Source organism: Variovorax sp. J2P1-31 (assembly GCF_030317215.1).
GTDB lineage: Bacteria > Pseudomonadota > Gammaproteobacteria > Burkholderiales > Burkholderiaceae_C > Variovorax.
Map to the genome: position 1 here is coordinate 28,139 of NZ_JASZYA010000005.1, position 17,164 is coordinate 45,302.

The following is a 17,164-nucleotide window of genomic DNA, read 5'->3' on the forward strand; positions in this document are numbered from 1 at the left end:
TGCACGGAGCACGCCGGGAGTGGCGGGGCGGTGCTGCTCAGCCCTCGAGATCCTTCGCTTGCTGCACGAGCAGGTCCATGACCTTGCGCGTTGCCGCCGGAAGCTGCCTGTCGGCCATCCAGACCAGACCGACATTCATCGACACGGAGGGGAGCTCCAGGGAGAGGATCGAAAGCTCTCCGCGGCGCACGAAGTACCGCGCCAGATGCGCCTGCATGAAGCCGACCGAATCCGTCAACTGCAGCACACCCAGGTTCGCCAGCGTGGACACCGACTCCAGGTGCCGACGGGCGACATGGACCTGGTGCTCGGCCATGAAGTTGTCGATGGCCGAGCGAACCAATGAGCCCTTGCTGGGCAGGATCATCGGATAGTCCGAAAGGTGCTTCCAGGCCGGTTTGCGCACCTTGGTCAATGGATGCCCGGGTCGTACCACCACGACGGTGGGGTCTTCGTAGAGCTTCTCCGTGCGGTACTCGGAGCCGATGCGCTTGGCCGGCAGGAAGCCGATCACCAGATCGATCTGCGCGCTGCGCAGCAGGGGCAGCAGGGACTCCATCGTGCCTTCCCGAACCGCGATCGTGACGCCCGTCACATCCGTTTCCTCCTCGAGGGTCGCGACCAGGCGAGGGACGAGAAAGACGGCGGTGGAGGGCAGGGCGCCCAAGGCCACGCGCGTGAGACGTCCGCCACCGATGTCCTCGAACTCGGCATGCGCATTGCCCAGGCTTTCCATGATCTCGCGTGCATGGCGTACCAGCACCGTGCCGTACTCCGTGGGTTCCAACCCGCGGGCCGTTCGTTCGAAGAGCGGCGCTTCCACGCCTTTCTCGATGGCCGCCAGCATTTTGGAGATCGCCGGCTGGGTGACGTGCAGGTGCGCGGCCACCCGTGCGGCACTCCGGTAGTCGTCCAGCGCGACGAGCAATTGCAGGTGCCGCAGTTTCAGTTGCGCGCGGATGTACCAGTCGAGGTGAGGCATGGCTTGACGCGTCCCGGAGTCATTACCTCATGGTAATGGCAGAGGCCAAACAACTCAATTTACCTCATGTCTTCGATCGCCCAAACTGCGGCCAGGCATTCGAGAACGCCGCCTCTTCTTCCTCATCTCTCTTCGCCATGAGCACCAGCAAGCAACGCATCATTTCTCCGCACGTGGCCGAATATCCGCCAGGGTATTGGTCGAATTGCATTCGTGCAGGCAACACCCTCTGGCTGTCCGGTTTCACCGCGCGGGCAGACGACAGGACGACGATCCTGGGCGTCGGCGATGCCTATGAACAAAGCCGCGTGATCTTCGAGAAGGTCAGGAACTGCGTCGAAGCCGCCGGCGCCGGCATGGCCGATGTCGTGAACATGACCATCTACGTGACCGACATGGCCGACAACAAGCAGGTCTGGAAGGCCCGTCAGGAGTTCTTCGAAGGGGACTTCCCCGCTTCGACGCTGGTGCAGGTGGTCGCGCTCGGCACGCCAGAGATCCTGGTAGAGATCGCCTGCCAGGCCATCGCCCCGCCGCAGGCGGACTAGGCCGACGCGGTCGAGACGGAAGCGGCAGCCATGAAACTCATGTCCTATCTTTCCCCCGAGGGTGCCGGCTTCGGCGTCGTGCGCGCCGATCGCTCCGTGGTCGATGTCTCGCGCCGTCTGGGGCCGGCGTGTTCCACGCTCAAGGATGCCCTCGCGCAGGCGCGTCTTCCGGAGATCGCACAATGGGCCGACGCGGCGATACCCGACTACGCGCTGTCGCAACTCACGCCGATGCCCGTCATCGAGCGGCCCGGCAAGATCGTCTGCGTCGGTCTGAACTATCTCGCGCATCGCCTCGAGGGACCGCATTCGCCCGAAGCGAAGGCACCGGCCATCTTCCTGCGGCTCCCCGAGTCGCAGGTGGGGCATGACGGCGACATGGTCTGCCCACTGGAATCCGACGCCTTCGATTTCGAAGCCGAGGTGGCCGTGGTCATCGGCCGGCGCGGACGTCGCATCGCCGTGGAGGATGCCGCTGCGCACGTGGCCGGTCTCTCGGCCTACAACGACGGATCCGTGCGCGATTGGCAGAGCGCTGCCGGTCAATGGGCGCCCGGCAAGAACTTCCCGTCCACCGGCGCCTTCGGGCCATGGCTGGTGACCACGGACGAGTTGCCGCTGGAGCGGCCGCTGTCCCTGGTGTGCCGCGTCAACGGGCGGGAGATGCAACGCAGCAGCACCGACCTGATGATCTTTTCGATCGGGCAGCTCATCGCGCACATCTCCACCTTTTGCACCCTGGAGCCGGGCGACGTGATCGTGACCGGCACCCCCGGCGGTGTCGGCATGCGCCGTTCGCCACCGGTATGGCTGCGCGACGGCGACAGCGTGGAAGTGGAGGTCGAGGGCGTCGGCGTGTTGCGCAACACCGTGCGAAAGGAGCGCCTTCCGAATTGAAGCGTCTGGCGTCTTTCTCCCCCAGTGAACTCCATATGACCGACAACAACCCACCCGACCTGAAAACGCTGGAAGTCCTGGTCCGCACCACGGCACTCGATGCCGCGGACTGGATCGACTTCCCCGCCTATGGCTTTCGCCAGTACTTCCTGTGGAAGAACACGCTGACCGGCGCCAGCATTGCCTTGCTCGAATACCGCAAGGGCGGGTGCATTCCGACGAAACACACCCATGCGTCCAACCAGTTCATGTACTGCCTGGAGGGCGACTACGAATACACGGACACGGGCCTGCGCCTGACCGCCGGCTCGTTCTACATGAACCCGAAGGACCACCCGCACGGCCCCACCCTCGCGCACGAGCGCAGCCTGCTCCTCGAGATCTATGACGGTCCGCACTACCACGAGAAGCCGGTGTTCCACACCGACGAGACCATCGGCGGCTTCCTGAGCAAGGGTTGATCCATCCATGCCACAAGATCTCGTTGCTTCGGCATCGCCGGCAGCGCACACCGATGCCGCCGTCAAGGTGTCCGTGCGTGATGTGACCAAGCGCTTCGGCGCCACGCTCGCCGCCGACCATATCCATCTCGACATCCGCGATGGCGAGTTCCTGACACTGCTGGGCGCCAGCGGCTGCGGCAAGACGACGCTCATGCGCATGATCGCCGGCTTCGAGCGGCCCGACGGCGGCCGCATCCATATCGACGGGCGCGACGTGACCGACCTGCCGCCGCGCGCAAGGCACCTGGGCATGGTGTTCCAGCAGTACTCGCTCTTTCCGCACATGACGGTCGCCGAGAACATCGCGTACGGCCTGAAGGCGCAGCGCATCGATGCGCATCGGATGGCACAGCGGGTCCAGGAGATGCTCGAACTGGTGCAACTGCCCCAGGTGAGCGAGCGCCGACCCGGGCAGCTCTCCGGCGGCCAGCAGCAACGCGTGGCACTTGCGCGGGCGCTGGCCACGCGTCCGTCGGTGCTGATGCTCGACGAGCCGCTGGGGGCGCTGGACCTCAAGCTGCGCCGGCAGCTGCAGACGGAGCTCAAGCGCATCCACCGCGAGACCCGCACCACCTTCCTGTTCGTCACGCATGACCAGGAGGAAGCGCTTCATCTCTCGGACCGCATCGCCGTCATGCGCGGTGGGCAGATCGAGCAGCTGGCGGATCCCGCCACCCTCTACACGCGTCCGGTCAGCGAATTCGTGGCGGATTTCATCGGTGACATCAGCTTTCTGGCGGGGCACCACGAGCCATCGACCCGGACCTTCCATCTCGGCGATTCGCTGAGCGTGCCGGTGCACCTCGCGCGGCCCGCGGGGCCGGCACGCCTTGCAGTGCGGCCGGAGCAGGTGCAGCTGAGCGAGCGCGCCGGTGCGCTACCGGCGACGGTCTGCGAAGTGGTCCCCGAAACCGGCAGCACGCTGCTGCATCTGGAACTCGGTGACCGGCAACCGTTGCTGGCGCGGGTGCTGGGCCTGCCGGAGGGGCAGTCGCTTCTCGGGCAGCAAGTGCGCGTGACGCTCGACGATTGCAGCCTGGCTTTCGACGCGCCATGAAGCGAGCCGCAACCCCTCGCCGCTGGGGCGTGGTGGCCGCCCTGGCGCCCGCGCTGCTGATGCTGGTGCTGCTGCTCGTCCTGCCCCTGGTGGACATGACCGCCATCAGTTTTCGCCTCGAGAGTTTTGGCCAGATCCTGCCGGGCTTCACCGCGCAGAACTATCGGTCCTTGCTGGGCGATCCGGACAATCTGGCGCTGCTGGCCAAGACCCTCGGCATCGCCGCAGGGGTGACGCTGCTGTGCGCGATCCTGGCCTTTCCGCTTGCGGCCGCGGTCGCCTCCGCCCCTGAACGCTGGCGCGGGTTGCTGTACTTCGTGGTGGCCGCGCCGCTGCTGGTCAACACCGTCGTGCGCAGCTATGGCTGGCTGCTGATCCTGGGGCGGCAGGGCCTGGCCAACTCGCTGCTCATGTGGACCGGCCTGATCCGGGAGCCGCTCTCGCTCAGCGGAAACATGTGGGGCGTGGTCATCGGCGGCACGCAGGTGTTCCTGCCTTTCATGGTCCTGTCGCTGACCACGTCGCTGCAGGCCATCGACCGGCGGTTGCGCGAATCCGCCGACATCCTCGGTGCCGGCCCGGCTCGTTCGTTCATCACCGTGACCCTGCCGCTGTCGACGCCCGGTCTCATCGCCGGATCGGTGCTGGTGTTCAGCATGATGCTCGGCGCCTTCGTGACGCCCCTCATGCTCGGCGGCAGCGCCGTCAAGTATGTGTCGGTGCAGGTCTACACCGATGCGCTGGTGCTGTTCAATCTGCCGCGCGCCACGGCGCTTTCGCTGATCCTTACCGTCGTCGTGCTGGCGGCCTACGCCGTGCACAAGCGCGCCATCCGCCGGGTCGAGGAGGCCCTTTCCTGATGACGAACGTCTCGACCGACGCCCTGTGGCGCCTGGCGGCCCGGTTCTGTGCCGGCGTGGTGGCCCTGTTCCTGATGCTGCCGCTCCTCGTCGTGGTGCTGTTCAGCTTCAGCGAGCGCTCGTACTTCAGCTTTCCGCCCACGGGCTTCTCGCTCAAGTGGTACGGCGCGGCCTGGCAGTCGGGCCTGTTCCTCGCACCGGCGGCGCGCAGCCTGGCGCTGGCCGTGCTGGCCACGGCGCTCGCAGCCGCGTTCGCCCTGCCCGCCGCGTTGGGCGTGCGGCGCATGCGCCCGGGCGTGCTGCGCGGCGTGATCGAGTTCGCCTGCCTGTCGCCCCTGATCGTGCCCGCGCTGATCATCGGCATCGCGTTGCTGTATTCGCTCACGCGCCTGCGCCTGATCGACACCTTCACCGGCTTGCTGGCCTCGCACCTGCTGCTGGTCTTCCCGTTCATGTTCCGGGCCCTGCTCACCAGCGCCGTCGCATTGCGACCTTCGCTGCTGGAGGCCTCGGAGATCCTCGGTGCCAGCCCCGCCACCACGCTGCGCCGGGTCGTGCTGCCCGCGCTCGTGCCCGGACTGGTGGCCGGCGGCATCTTCTCGGTGATCGTCTCGCTCGACCAGTTCACGGTCAGCCTGTTCGTGACCCAGTCCGAGCAGGTCGTGCTGCCGGTGGCGCTCTACAAGTATCTGTTCGATGTCAACGATCCCGTGGCGGCCGCCGTGTCCACCGTGCTGGTGGTCTTCGGCCTGCTCGCGGCGGTCGTCATCGACCGGCTGGGCTGGTTGCGACACCTGGCCGGAAGCGGCGCCTGACATCCCTCGATCACCCCCTTGCCAACCCCGGAGCCACCATGCCTCAATCGCTCGACCGACGCCGATTCCTCGGCGCTGCCATGTCCCTGCCCGCCGCGGGCCTCCTCTCGACGCTGCCCGACCTGGCCCTCGCACAGGCGGCGGCGTTGAGCATCGGCTGGTACCCGGGCCTGCTGGGCGGCAACTTCCGCCGCAGCTTCCTCGACACCTTTGCTGGCGGGAAGGAGGCCAGGGTCATCGAGTCCTTCGACAATGCCCGCTTCACGCAGATGCAGGCCAACCGCGCACAGCCGAGCTTGCATGTGGGCGTGTTCACCGACGTGCTGCTGCCGCTGATCGCCAAGTCCGGCCTGGTGTCGGAGATGGACCCGCGCCGGATCCCCAACATGGCACAGATGGACGAGCGGGTCCGCCTGCCCGTGGGTCACTTCGCCATGCCGGTGACCTATGGCACCTGGGGCATCGCCTACAACGCGAAGAAGCTCGGCAAGCCCATCATGGGGTGGGCCGACCTGCTGCGCGACGATCTCAAGGGCCGGGTCTCGGCCCCCAACATCACCTACAACTCGTCCGTCTACACGCTCGATGCGCTCGCCGCGCTCAAAGGCGGCAGCATCCGCTCGCCGGAGGCCGGCCTGGAGGGCATGTACCAGGTCCGCACGCGCGGCCCCGGCCTCTGGGACCAGGAAAGCATCGCGGTGGGGTGGCTCAAAAGCGGCGAGATCTGGGCCACGCCCTACTTCAGCGGCAACGTGCTGGCCATGATGCGCGACCCGGACCTGGCGGACCTCCGTTTCTGCGTGCCCAGCGAAGGCGGCTACGCGTTGCCCATGAGCGTGGTGCGGGTGCTCAACCCGAGCGCGGGCGAGCAACCGGAGCGGTTCATCGACCACATGCTGGGCGTCGAGGCGCAGGAGGCCTGGGCTCGAATCGGCAACGCCAGGCCGGTCAACAAGAATGCCAAGGTCCCGGCCGAGGTCGCCGCCTCCGTGCCGACCGCGGACAAGCTGCGCAATGTGGACTGGGGCTTTTTCGCCGAGCGTCGTTCGGCGATCGTCGACCAGTGGAACAAGGTGGTGAATCGATGAACACCGCGAGGCGGCAACTGCTGGCGCTGGGCGCCCTCCTTCCGCTGGCCGCCACCCTGCGGGCACAGGCCAGGCCCGAACAGCTTCGGATGCTGGTGCCCTACGCGCCCGGCGGCGCGGCCGACACATTGGCGCGCGCCCTGGCCGAGCGGCTCGGTGCCGCCGACGGCGGCGTGCCGGTCGTCGTGGACAACCGTCCCGGCGGCGGCACCGTCATCGCCAGCCAGGCCGCGGTCACGGCGCCGGCGGATGGAAGGACCCTGTTGCTGGTGGGCGCCAGCTTCCTGGTCCAGCCGCACCTGCTGATCAAGCCGCCCTACGATGCACGCAGGGATTTCGAGCCGGTGCTGCTCTGCGCGTCCAATCCGCATCTGCTGGCGGTGCATCCCAGTGTGCCGGCCGCCAACCTGCGCGAGTTCATCGCCTGGGCTAAGGCCCATGCCGACAAGGCCGCCTATGCGTCCTTCGGCCGTGGCTCCTCGGGGCATCTGGGTTTCGAGTTGCTGAAGAAGCAGGCCGGCTTCGACATGCTCCACGTGCCCTACAAAGGGGGCGCGCCGGCGCTGCAGGCGCTGCTGAGCGGTGACGTGTCCGCCATGCTCACCGATCTGCCGCAAGCCTTGCCCTTCGTCCGCAGCGGCAAGCTCAAGGCCATCGCGGTGGGCTCCGCGCAACGCGATGCATCGCTGCCGGAGGTGCGGACCGTGTCCGAGTCGGGCGTGGCCGGCTTCGTCTCGGAGTCGTGGTTCGGATTCGTCGTGCGCAAGGGGACGCCGAAAGGACGTCTTGACCCGCTCCACACGGCGCTGGCCGCTGCCTTGGACGCGCCGGCGGTAAAGGCGGGCATGGACGCCATCGGGCTTCGCCGGATGGGCGGGACGGCCGAGCGGTTCGCAGCGTACCTGGAGCGCGAGGAGTCTCGCCTCGTCGAGGCGCTGCGCTTTGCCCGGGTCGAGCCCGAGTAGGGGCCGCGTTCAGCGACCTGTGCCCATGGCTCAGACGCCGGCCGCGTGCGCCTGCTCGTCCGCGTGGTAGCTCGAGCGCACCATCGCACCCACGGCCGCGTGGCTGAAGCCCATCTTGTAGGCCTCTTCCTCGAACATCTTGAAGGTGTCGGGGTGCACGTAGCGGCGCACCGGCAGGTGCGAGTTCGACGGCGACAGGTACTGGCCGATGGTCAGCATGTCGATGTCGTGCGCGCGCATGTCGCGCATGACCTGCAGGATCTCTTCGTCGGTCTCGCCCAGGCCGACCATGATGCCGCTCTTGGTCGGCACGTCGGGGTGCAGTGCCTTGAACTTCTTCAGCAGGTTCAGGCTGAACTGGTAGTCGCTGCCGGGGCGCGCTTCCTTGTAGAGGCGCGGTGCGGTTTCCAGGTTGTGGTTCATCACGTCCGGCGGCGCGGCCTTGAGGATCTCGAGCGCGCGGTCGTCGCGGCCGCGGAAGTCGGGCACCAGGATCTCGATCTGCGTCATCGGCGAGAGCTCGCGGATGTTCTGGATGCACTCGACGAAGTGGCCGCTGCCGCCGTCGCGCAGGTCGTCGCGGTCCACGCTGGTGATCACCACGTACTTGAGGCGCAGCTTGGCGATGGTGCGCGCCAGGTTCAGCGGCTCGTCCTTGTCGAGCGGGTCGGGGCGGCCGTGGCCCACGTCGCAGAAGGGGCAGCGCCGCGTGCACTTGTCGCCCATGATCATGAAGGTGGCCGTGCCCTTGCCGAAGCATTCGCCGATGTTCGGGCAGGAGGCTTCCTCGCACACCGTGTGCAGGTTGTTCTCGCGCAGGATCTGCTTGATCTCGTAGAAGCGCGTGGTCGGCGAGCCGGCCTTGACGCGGATCCATTCGGGCTTCTTGAGCACCTCGCCCTGGATCACCTTGACCGGGATGCGCGACAGCTTGGCCGCGGCCTTCTGCTTGGCCAGGGGGTTGTAGGTTTCGGCGCTCTGGGCGTCGCGAACGACTTCGGTGGTGCTCATGGCGAGATCAGGGGGCCAGGCCGGTGGCGAGCTTCTGGCTCAGCACGTGCGCGGCTTCTTCCCAGGTGGTGTGGACACCGATTGTAGAAAGATCGACGGTGCGCAGCCCGGCATAGCCGCAAGGGTTGATGCGCGAGAAGGGTTCCAGGTCCATCGCGACGTTGAAGGACACGCCGTGGTAGGTGCCGTGGCGCGCCACCTTGATGCCCAGCGCCGCGATCTTGCCCAGGCCGCGGAACGGGTCGCTGGCGGGGAAGGGGCCGGTCAATGCGGCGTGCGAGAACGGGTCGTCGAGCCGCACGTAGATGCCGGGCGAGCCGGGCACGCGGTGGCCGGTCACGCCGAAGTGGGCCAGCGTGCGCAGCACCGATTCCTCGATGCGGTAGACGTATTCCTTGACGAAGTAGCCCGCGCGCCGCAGGTCGATCAGCGGATAGGCCACCACCTGGCCCGGGCCGTGGTAGGTGACCTGGCCGCCGCGGTCGGTCTGCACCACCGGGATGTCGCCGGGGTTCAGCAGGTGGTCGGCCTTGCCGGCCAGGCCCTGGGTGTAGACGCCCGGGTGTTCGCAGACCCACAGCGCGTCGGGCGTGTCGGCGTCGCGCTCGGCGGCGTAGGCGCGCATCGCCTCGTAGCTCTGGAGGTAGTCGACGGGGCCCAGCAGCGTGACCGCCAGCGGCGGGCGCGCGAGCGCCTCGAGGCTCACAGCACCACCTTGACCATCGGGTGCGTGGACAGCGTGCGGTAGATCTCGTCGAGCTGCTCGCGGCTGGTCGCCGTCACGTTGAGCGTCACGCCCAGGTAGTTGCCGGCCTTGCTGGTGCGCAGCTCGATGGTGCTGGCGTCGAAGCTGGGATCGAAGCGCTCCGCCACCTGTGTGAGCGCGTGCACGAAGCCGTCGACCTTGGGGCCCATCACCTTGATGGGGAAGATCGAGGGGTAGACGATCAGCGACTCCGTCGGGGCGGCGGAAGGGGTGGTCGTCGGGGCGGCGGCAGAGGGCGGTGGGGTCGTCATGGAGGGAAGGCGAGTGTGTCAAGCACGTGAAGTTCCCCGCTGACCTGCTTGGTCATGGCGGAACGGGAGGGGTTTTTACTTATAATCAATGGCTTTGTAAAATTCAGCAGCCTTCGGTGACTGGCGGTGCACATTCCAATGACGACAAGCACTCCTGAATCCGAGATGGATGCCGAAGACTCCGATTTCAAGCCGCTCACCGCCGAACAGGCGCAGCAGCTGCGAGAAGCCAATCCCGAACCTTCGCCCTGGTGGGTGATCGTGGCCCAGGTGGTCGCAGGATTGGTCGTGGCGGGCATCGGCTGGGGTTGGACGGGTCGGCCGGCGGTCGGCATGTCCGCACTTTACGGGGCATTGGCAGTGGCCATCCCGGCGGCGTTGTTTGTCCGGGGTGTCTTCGCGGGTACGAGGAGGGGTGCATCACAGGATGCGCCGGCATCGGCCGCGATGCTGAGGTTTTTTGTCTGGGAGTTGATCAAGCTGGCGCTGACCATTGCCTTTCTGGCGGCGGCGCCCTGGGTGATCGGCAACCTGAGCTGGCTGGCGATGCTCCTGGGCGTCGTGGCGGCATTGAAGATGTACTGGGTGGCCCTTGTGGTGCGGCCCAGATTGTTGAACCGGATTGATTCTTTAAAGAGACGCTGAAAGATGGCCGCAGAAGGACACGCACCGACCGCGAGTGAATACATCGTTCACCATTTGCAGCATTGGCAGGTGAACTGGAATCTCGAACCGGTCACGCAAAAGGCGATCGTTGACTTCAACGTCATCAACCTCGACTCGGTGCTCTACGCACTGGTGATCGGCGCCATCGGCTGCTTCGTGCTGTGGCTCGCCGCGCGCAAGGCCACCGCCGGCGTGCCCGGCCGCTTCCAGGCGGCCGTCGAGATCCTGGTCGAGATGGTCGACAGCCAGGCCAAGGCCAACGTGCGCAACGCGCAGAGCCGCAAGTTCATCGCGCCGCTGGCGCTGACCGTGTTCGTCTGGATTTTCCTGCTGAACGCCATGGACATGCTGCCGGTCGACCTGCTGCCGGCGCTGTGGGCCAAGTTCCACGAAGCCTCGGGCGGCGACCCGCACCATGCGTTCATGCGCGTCGTGCCGACCGCCGACCTCTCGACCACGCTGGGTCTGTCGACCTCCGTGCTGCTGCTTTGCTTGTTCTACAGCATCAAGGTCAAGGGCCTGGGCGGCTGGGGCCACGAACTGATCACGGCACCTTTCGGCGCGCACCCCGTGCTGTGGCCCATCAACCTGCTGATGCAGGTCATCGAATACCTCGCCAAGACCGTCTCGCACGGCATGCGGCTGTTCGGCAACATGTATGCCGGCGAACTCGTCTTCATGCTGATCGCACTCATGGGTGGCGCGATGGCAGCTTCGTTCTCGGGAGTGCTGCTGCCTATCGGGCACATCATTGCCGGAACCGTCTGGGCGATCTTCCACATCCTGGTGATCACGCTGCAGGCATTCATTTTCATGATGCTCACACTCATCTACTTGGGTCAGGCGCATGAGGGCCACTAGGCCTGGTTACCGCTTCGCTTTCCGTTTTTCTTTTCGCTTTCAATCTGTAATCTAAGGAGTCATCATGGCAAACATTCTCGGTCTCGTCGCTCTGGCATGTGGTTTGATCGTCGGTCTCGGCGCGATCGGTGCTTCCATCGGTATCGCACTGATGGGCGGCAAGTTCCTCGAATCGTCGGCACGTCAACCCGAGCTCATGAACGACCTGCAAACCAAGATGTTCATCTTGGCCGGTCTGATCGACGCTGCCTTCCTGATCGGTGTGGCCATCGCCCTGCTGTTCGCCTTCGCCAACCCGTTTGCCGCGACCTTCCTGGCCAACCTGCCCAAGTAAGTCCCGTTCAACGCCACTCTAGAAAGGTGTTGCCGTGAGTATCAACGCGACCCTGTTCGTTCAGGCCATCGTCTTCCTGCTGCTGGTGCTGTTCACGATGAAGTTCGTGTGGCCGCCCATCGCGAAGGCGCTGGATGACCGTGCACAAAAGATCGCCGCGGGCCTGGCGGCCGCCGAGAAGGCCAAGGCGGAACTCGCTTCGGCCAACCAGCGCGTCGAGCAGGAACTGGTGAAGTCTCGTCACGAGACGACCAACCTGTTGGCCGACGCTGAGCGCCGCGCCCAGCAAATCGTCGAAGAGGCCAAGGGCCGTGCCACCGTGGAGGCCAACAAGATCGTGGCCGCCGCGCAGGCCGAAGCCGAACAGCAATCGGTGCGTGCCCGTGAAGTCCTGCGCGAGCAAGTCGCCGCGCTGGCCGTCAAGGGTGCCGAGCAGATTCTCCGCAAGGAAGTCAACGCCGGCGTCCACGCCGACCTGCTCGACCGCCTGAAGACCGAGCTCTGAGGACGACATGGCCGAACTCGCCACCATCGCCCGTCCGTACGCCGAAGCGCTGTTCAAGGCTTCGGCAGGTGACCTCGAAGGCACGGCCGGCTGGATCGACCAGCTCGCCGCCGTCGCCGGGAATCCGCAACTGCTGCAGTTCGCCGCCGACCCGAAGGTCGCGCCCGAACAGGTGTTCGACCTGGTGTCCGGTTTCGTATCGAATGGCTTGCCGGAGAACGGCAAGAACTTCCTGCGCACCGTGATCGACAACGGTCGACTCGCCGCATTGCCCGAAGTCGCTGTGCAGTTCCGTCTGCTGAAGAACGCCCAGAGCGGCGCTTCGGACGCCGTGGTCTACAGTGCCTTTCCCATCGACGAAGCTGGTCTGCGGACCGTGGCCGAGTCGCTGGAGCGCCGCTTCGGCCGCAAGCTGAACACGCGGGTCGAACTGGATCCGTCGCTGATCGGCGGCATCCGCGCCGTGGTGGGTGATGAAGTCCTCGACACGTCCGTCAAGGCGCGTCTCGAGCAAATGAAAGCAGCGCTCACCGCTTGATGCGGCGAGGCGGTTGGCCCCATTTATTGAAAGAAGGAAAGAGTCATGCAACTCAATCCCGCAGAAATTTCCGAACTGATCAAGAGCCGTATCGAGGGTCTTGGTGTCAGCGCTGACATTCGCAACCAGGGCACCGTGGTGTCGGTGACCGACGGCATCGTGCGTGTGCACGGCCTGTCGGACGCGATGCAGGGCGAAATGCTGGAGTTCACCGCCACCGCCGACGGCACGCCGTCGTACGGCCTGGCACTGAACCTCGAGCGCGACTCGGTCGGCGCCGTGATTCTGGGCGAGTACGAGCACATCTCCGAAGGCGACACCGTGAAGTGCACGGGCCGCATCCTGGAAGTGCCGGTCGGCCCCGAGCTGATCGGCCGCGTGGTGAACGCACTGGGCCAGCCGATCGACGGCAAGGGTCCCATCAACGCCAAGCTCACCGACGTGATCGAAAAGGTCGCACCGGGCGTGATCGCACGGAAGTCCGTCGACCAGCCCCTGCAGACCGGCCTGAAGTCGATCGACTCCATGGTGCCGATCGGCCGCGGCCAGCGCGAGCTGATCATCGGCGACCGCCAGACCGGCAAGACCGCCGTGGCGATCGACGCGATCATCAACCAGAAGGGCCAGGGCGTGACCTGCGTCTACGTCGCGATCGGCCAGAAGGCTTCGTCGATCAAGAACGTGGTGCGCGCACTGGAACAAGCCGGCGCGATGGAATACACCATCGTGGTGGCGGCTTCGGCCTCCGAATCGGCGGCCATGCAGTACGTGTCGGCCTACTCGGGCTGCACCATGGGCGAGTACTTCCGCGACCGCGGCGAAGACGCCCTGATCGTGTACGACGACCTGTCCAAGCAGGCCGTGGCCTACCGCCAGGTCTCGCTGCTGCTGCGCCGCCCGCCAGGCCGCGAAGCCTACCCCGGCGACGTGTTCTATCTCCACTCGCGTCTGCTCGAGCGCGCCGCACGCGTGAACGCCGACTACGTCGAAGCCTTCACCAAGGGTGAAGTCAAGGGCAAGACCGGTTCGCTGACCGCACTGCCGATCATCGAAACGCAGGCCGGCGACGTGTCCGCCTTCGTGCCGACCAACGTGATCTCGATCACCGACGGCCAGATCTTCCTGGAAACCTCGCTGTTCAACGCCGGCATCCGCCCCGCCATCAACGCCGGTATCTCGGTGTCGCGCGTGGGTTCGTCGGCCCAGACGAAGATCATCAAGAGCCTGTCCGGCGGTATCCGTACCGACCTGGCCCAGTACCGTGAACTGGCTGCGTTCGCGCAGTTCGCTTCCGACCTGGACGAAGCCACCCGCAAGCAGCTCGACCGCGGTGCCCGCGTGACCGAACTGCTCAAGCAGGCCCAGTACAGCCCGCTGCCCATCTCGCTGATGGGTGCCACGCTGTTCGCGGTGAACAAGGGCTTCATGGACGATCTGGACATCAAGAAGGTTCTGCCCTTCGAGCATGGCCTGCATCAGTTCCTGAAGACCAGCCACGCTGCGCTGCTCGACAAGGTCGAGAAGGCCAAGGCGCTCGACAAGGACGCCGAGGCTGAACTGACCGCTGCCATCACGACGTTCAAGAAGTCGTTCGCCTGATGGCGCTCGACACCAAGGCTTAAGGAGCATCTATGGCAGCCGGTAAGGAAATCCGCGGCAAGATCAAATCGGTGGAGAACACCAAGAAGATCACCAAGGCCATGGAAATGGTCTCGGTGTCCAAGATGCGCAAGGCGCAGGAGCGCATGCGCGCCGCGCGCCCGTACAGCGAGAAGATCCGCACCATCGCGGCGAACCTGGGTCAGGCGAACCCCGAGTACGTGCACCCGTTCATGAAGACGAACGACGCGAAGGCGATCGGCTTCATCGTGGTGACCAGCGACAAGGGCCTGTGCGGCGGGTTGAACACCAACCTGCTGCGCGCGGTCACGGCGCGCCTGCGCGAAGCGCAGTCCGCCGGCCAGGCCATCGAGACGGTGGCGATCGGCGGACGCGGTCTGGGTTTTCTCAACCGCATCGGCGCCCGCGTGGTCGCGCATGTCACCCACCTGGGCGACACGCCGCACCTCGACAAGCTGATCGGCCCGGTCAAGACCCTGCTCGACGCCTACGCGGAAGGCAAGCTCTCGGCGGTGTATCTCTGCTACACGAAGTTCATCAACACGATCAAGCAGGAACCGGTGGTGGAGCAGCTGCTCCCGCTGGCCGCTGAATCGCTGAAGGTCGAGCCGGGTCAGCATTCGTGGGACTACATCTACGAGCCGAACGCGGAAAGCGTGATCGACGAACTTCTGGTGCGCTATGTGGAGTCGCTGGCCTACCAGGCCGTGGCCGAGAACATGGCGTCCGAGCACTCGGCGCGCATGGTGGCCATGAAGGCCGCGACCGACAACGCAGGCAACGTGATCGCCGAACTCAAGCTGGTCTACAACAAGACCCGCCAGGCCGGCATCACCAAAGAGCTGTCGGAAATCGTGTCGGGCGCTGCGGCGGCCGCCGGCGTCTGAGGCTTCCTCGACGTCACCCAGATTCAAAAATTAATTGGAGCAGATGATGGCTCAAGCCAATGCAGTGCAAGGCAAGATCGTTCAATGTATCGGTGCCGTGGTCGACGTGGAATTCCCGCGCAACCAGATGCCGAAGATCTATGACGCCCTGAAGATGGAAGGTTCGGCGCTGACGCTGGAAGTCCAGCAGCAGCTCGGCGACGGCGTGGTGCGTACCATTGCCCTCGGTTCGTCCGACGGCCTGCGTCGCGGCCTGATCGTCACGAACACCCAGGCCCCGATCACCGTGCCCGTGGGCAAGGCCACGCTGGGCCGGATCATGGACGTGCTGGGCGCGCCCATCGACGAACGCGGCCCGGTCGGCCAGGAAGTCACGGCGTCGATCCACCGCAAGGCCCCCGCGTACGACGAACTGTCGCCCTCGCAGGACCTGCTGGAAACCGGCATCAAGGTGATCGACCTGGTGTGCCCGTTCGCCAAGGGCGGCAAGGTGGGTCTGTTCGGTGGTGCCGGCGTGGGCAAGACCGTGAACATGATGGAACTCATCAACAACATCGCCAAGGCTCACTCGGGTCTGTCGGTGTTCGCCGGTGTGGGCGAACGGACCCGCGAAGGCAACGACTTCTATCACGAGATGGCCGACTCCGGCGTCGTGAACCTCGAGAAGCTCGAGGACTCGAAGGTGGCCATGGTCTACGGCCAGATGAACGAACCCCCGGGCAACCGTCTGCGCGTGGCGCTGACCGGCCTGACCATCGCCGAGTCGTTCCGCGACGAAGGCCGTGACGTGCTGTTCTTCGTGGACAACATCTACCGCTACACGCTGGCCGGTACCGAAGTGTCGGCACTGCTGGGCCGTATGCCTTCCGCCGTGGGCTACCAGCCCACGCTGGCCGAGGAAATGGGCCGCCTGCAAGAGCGGATCACCTCGACCAAGGTCGGCTCGATCACCTCGATCCAGGCCGTGTACGTCCCTGCGGACGACTTGACCGACCCGTCGCCCGCCACCACCTTCGCCCACTTGGACTCGACCGTGGTGCTGTCGCGTGACATCGCTTCGCTGGGTATCTACCCCGCCGTGGACCCGCTGGACTCGACCTCGCGCCAGCTCGACCCGAACGTGGTCGGTGAAGAGCACTACAACGTGGCCCGCGCCGTGCAAGGCACGCTGCAGCGCTACAAGGAACTGCGCGACATCATCGCGATCCTGGGCATGGACGAACTGGCTCCGGACGACAAGCTGGCCGTGGCCCGCGCCCGGAAGATCCAGCGTTTCCTGTCGCAGCCCTTCCACGTGGCCGAAGTGTTCACCGGCTCGCCGGGCAAGTACGTTCCGCTGTCGGAAACCATCCGTGGTTTCAAGATGATCGTGAACGGCGAAGCCGATCACCTGCCGGAACAGGCTTTCTACATGGTCGGCACGATCGACGAAGCCTTCGAGAAGGCGAAGAAGATGGCCTGAGGCTTCGCAGCCGACCGCCGGGCTTCGTGGCCGTGCTCACCGTACTCCGGTACGGTTTCGCGCGGCGCCACTCCCGACGGCCGACTGCCTGCTTTGCTCCACTTCTTCAACCTAAGGAAATCAGATGGCCAACACCATTCACGTCGACGTGGTCAGCGCGGAAGAGTCGATCTTCTCGGGCGAAGCACGCTTCGTCGCGCTGCCCGGTGAAGCCGGCGAACTCGGCATCTACCCGCGCCACACGCCCCTGATCACGCGCATCCGTCCGGGCGCCGTGCGCATCGAGACGGCCGATGGCAACGAGGAATTCGTCTTCGTGGCCGGCGGCATCCTGGAAGTGCAACCGAACAGCGTCACCGTGCTGTCCGACACCGCGATCCGCGGCAAGGACCTCGACGACGAGAAGGCCAACGCCGCCAAGGCCGCCGCCGAGGAAGCGCTGAAGAACGCCAAGAGCGACATCGACATCGCGATGGCGCAGTCGGAACTGGCCGTGATGGCCGCGCAGATCGCTGCGCTGCGCAAGTACCGCCAGAAGAAGTAAGGCG

At 65.7% G+C, this 17,164-nt stretch carries 21 protein-coding genes; 17 read left to right on the plus strand and 4 right to left on the minus strand.

Annotated features, from left to right (window positions below; genetic code table 11):
- Nucleotides 1-37: 37 nt before the first annotated feature.
- Nucleotides 38-982 (minus strand): LysR substrate-binding domain-containing protein, encoded by a 945-nt coding sequence (locus QTI20_RS28710; RefSeq protein ID WP_286555881.1) that lies wholly within the window; start codon nucleotides 980-982, stop codon nucleotides 38-40.
- Between the two features lie 35 nt (nucleotides 983-1,017).
- On the opposite strand from QTI20_RS28710, the gene QTI20_RS28715 reads away from it, so the two are divergent.
- The 8 genes from QTI20_RS28715 to QTI20_RS28750 all read left to right on the plus strand — a co-directional run bounded on the left by QTI20_RS28715 (nucleotide 1,018) and on the right by QTI20_RS28750 (nucleotide 7,715).
- Nucleotides 1,018-1,530 (plus strand): RidA family protein, encoded by a 513-nt coding sequence (locus QTI20_RS28715; RefSeq protein ID WP_286574311.1) that lies wholly within the window; start codon nucleotides 1,018-1,020, stop codon nucleotides 1,528-1,530.
- Between the two features lie 30 nt (nucleotides 1,531-1,560).
- Nucleotides 1,561-2,427 carry a fumarylacetoacetate hydrolase family protein gene (locus tag QTI20_RS28720; RefSeq protein ID WP_286555878.1) on the plus strand — a complete coding sequence of 289 codons (867 nt, stop codon included), beginning with the start codon at nucleotides 1,561-1,563 and terminating at the stop codon, nucleotides 2,425-2,427.
- 35 nt (nucleotides 2,428-2,462) lie between these two features.
- The gene (locus tag QTI20_RS28725) at nucleotides 2,463-2,888 is read left to right on the plus strand and encodes a cupin domain-containing protein (RefSeq protein WP_286555877.1); all 426 of its coding nucleotides are present in this window, start codon (nucleotides 2,463-2,465) and stop codon (nucleotides 2,886-2,888) included.
- Nucleotides 2,889-2,895: 7 nt separating this feature from the next.
- Complete coding sequence (locus tag QTI20_RS28730; RefSeq protein ID WP_286555875.1) at nucleotides 2,896-3,987, plus strand: ABC transporter ATP-binding protein; 1,092 nt, start codon at nucleotides 2,896-2,898, stop codon at nucleotides 3,985-3,987.
- Nucleotides 3,984-4,847, plus strand: a complete 864-nt coding sequence (locus QTI20_RS28735) for an ABC transporter permease (RefSeq protein ID WP_286555873.1) — start codon at nucleotides 3,984-3,986, stop codon at nucleotides 4,845-4,847. Before QTI20_RS28730 ends, QTI20_RS28735 begins: the two co-directional genes overlap by 4 nt.
- Nucleotides 4,847-5,662 (plus strand): ABC transporter permease, encoded by an 816-nt coding sequence (locus QTI20_RS28740; RefSeq protein WP_286555872.1) that lies wholly within the window; start codon nucleotides 4,847-4,849, stop codon nucleotides 5,660-5,662. Before QTI20_RS28735 ends, QTI20_RS28740 begins: the two co-directional genes overlap by 1 nt.
- Nucleotides 5,663-5,742: 80 nt before the next feature.
- Entirely contained in the window at nucleotides 5,743-6,750 is a 1,008-nt protein-coding gene (locus QTI20_RS28745) for an ABC transporter substrate-binding protein (protein ID WP_286555870.1), read from the plus strand.
- On the plus strand, nucleotides 6,747-7,715 hold the full coding sequence (locus tag QTI20_RS28750) for a tripartite tricarboxylate transporter substrate binding protein (protein ID WP_286555868.1): 969 nt from the start codon (nucleotides 6,747-6,749) through the stop codon (nucleotides 7,713-7,715). The genes QTI20_RS28745 and QTI20_RS28750 overlap by 4 nt, the downstream gene beginning before the upstream one ends.
- Before the next feature lie 30 nt (nucleotides 7,716-7,745).
- Here QTI20_RS28750 and lipA read toward each other — a convergent pair whose 3' ends face one another.
- The 3 genes from lipA to QTI20_RS28765 are packed head-to-tail and all read right to left on the minus strand — an operon-like array spanning nucleotide 7,746 to nucleotide 9,743.
- Complete coding sequence (gene lipA, locus QTI20_RS28755) at nucleotides 7,746-8,726, minus strand: lipoyl synthase (protein ID WP_219209320.1); 981 nt, start codon at nucleotides 8,724-8,726, stop codon at nucleotides 7,746-7,748.
- A gap of 7 nt (nucleotides 8,727-8,733) precedes the next feature.
- A complete protein-coding gene (gene lipB / locus QTI20_RS28760) occupies nucleotides 8,734-9,432 on the minus strand; it encodes a lipoyl(octanoyl) transferase LipB (protein WP_503011454.1) in 699 nt (232 codons plus the stop codon).
- Nucleotides 9,429-9,743 (minus strand): YbeD family protein, encoded by a 315-nt coding sequence (locus QTI20_RS28765; protein ID WP_286555866.1) that lies wholly within the window; start codon nucleotides 9,741-9,743, stop codon nucleotides 9,429-9,431. The genes lipB and QTI20_RS28765 overlap by 4 nt, the downstream gene beginning before the upstream one ends.
- Nucleotides 9,744-9,908: 165 nt before the next feature.
- On the opposite strand from QTI20_RS28765, the gene QTI20_RS28770 reads away from it, so the two are divergent.
- The 9 genes from QTI20_RS28770 to QTI20_RS28810 all read left to right on the plus strand — a co-directional run bounded on the left by QTI20_RS28770 (nucleotide 9,909) and on the right by QTI20_RS28810 (nucleotide 17,160).
- Nucleotides 9,909-10,388 carry an ATP synthase subunit I gene (locus tag QTI20_RS28770; protein ID WP_286555865.1) on the plus strand — a complete coding sequence of 160 codons (480 nt, stop codon included), beginning with the start codon at nucleotides 9,909-9,911 and terminating at the stop codon, nucleotides 10,386-10,388.
- Between the two features lie 3 nt (nucleotides 10,389-10,391).
- Nucleotides 10,392-11,270: a F0F1 ATP synthase subunit A gene (gene atpB, locus QTI20_RS28775; RefSeq protein WP_183024190.1), complete on the plus strand. Its 879-nt coding sequence runs from the start codon at nucleotides 10,392-10,394 to the stop codon at nucleotides 11,268-11,270.
- A gap of 64 nt (nucleotides 11,271-11,334) precedes the next feature.
- Nucleotides 11,335-11,604, plus strand: a complete 270-nt coding sequence (gene atpE, locus QTI20_RS28780; RefSeq protein ID WP_140844704.1) for a F0F1 ATP synthase subunit C — start codon at nucleotides 11,335-11,337, stop codon at nucleotides 11,602-11,604.
- 34 nt (nucleotides 11,605-11,638) lie between these two features.
- Entirely contained in the window at nucleotides 11,639-12,109 is a 471-nt protein-coding gene (locus QTI20_RS28785) for a F0F1 ATP synthase subunit B (protein WP_219209324.1), read from the plus strand.
- Nucleotides 12,110-12,116: 7 nt separating this feature from the next.
- Complete coding sequence (locus QTI20_RS28790; RefSeq protein ID WP_286555861.1) at nucleotides 12,117-12,647, plus strand: F0F1 ATP synthase subunit delta; 531 nt, start codon at nucleotides 12,117-12,119, stop codon at nucleotides 12,645-12,647.
- Between the two features lie 45 nt (nucleotides 12,648-12,692).
- A complete protein-coding gene (gene atpA, locus QTI20_RS28795) occupies nucleotides 12,693-14,246 on the plus strand; it encodes a F0F1 ATP synthase subunit alpha (protein WP_183024193.1) in 1,554 nt (517 codons plus the stop codon).
- A gap of 32 nt (nucleotides 14,247-14,278) precedes the next feature.
- Entirely contained in the window at nucleotides 14,279-15,154 is an 876-nt protein-coding gene (gene atpG / locus QTI20_RS28800) for a F0F1 ATP synthase subunit gamma (RefSeq protein ID WP_183024194.1), read from the plus strand.
- Between the two features lie 46 nt (nucleotides 15,155-15,200).
- Nucleotides 15,201-16,616 carry a F0F1 ATP synthase subunit beta gene (gene atpD / locus QTI20_RS28805; RefSeq protein WP_183024195.1) on the plus strand — a complete coding sequence of 472 codons (1,416 nt, stop codon included), beginning with the start codon at nucleotides 15,201-15,203 and terminating at the stop codon, nucleotides 16,614-16,616.
- Between the two features lie 124 nt (nucleotides 16,617-16,740).
- Complete coding sequence (locus tag QTI20_RS28810; RefSeq protein ID WP_183024196.1) at nucleotides 16,741-17,160, plus strand: F0F1 ATP synthase subunit epsilon; 420 nt, start codon at nucleotides 16,741-16,743, stop codon at nucleotides 17,158-17,160.
- Nucleotides 17,161-17,164: the final 4 nt, after the last annotated feature.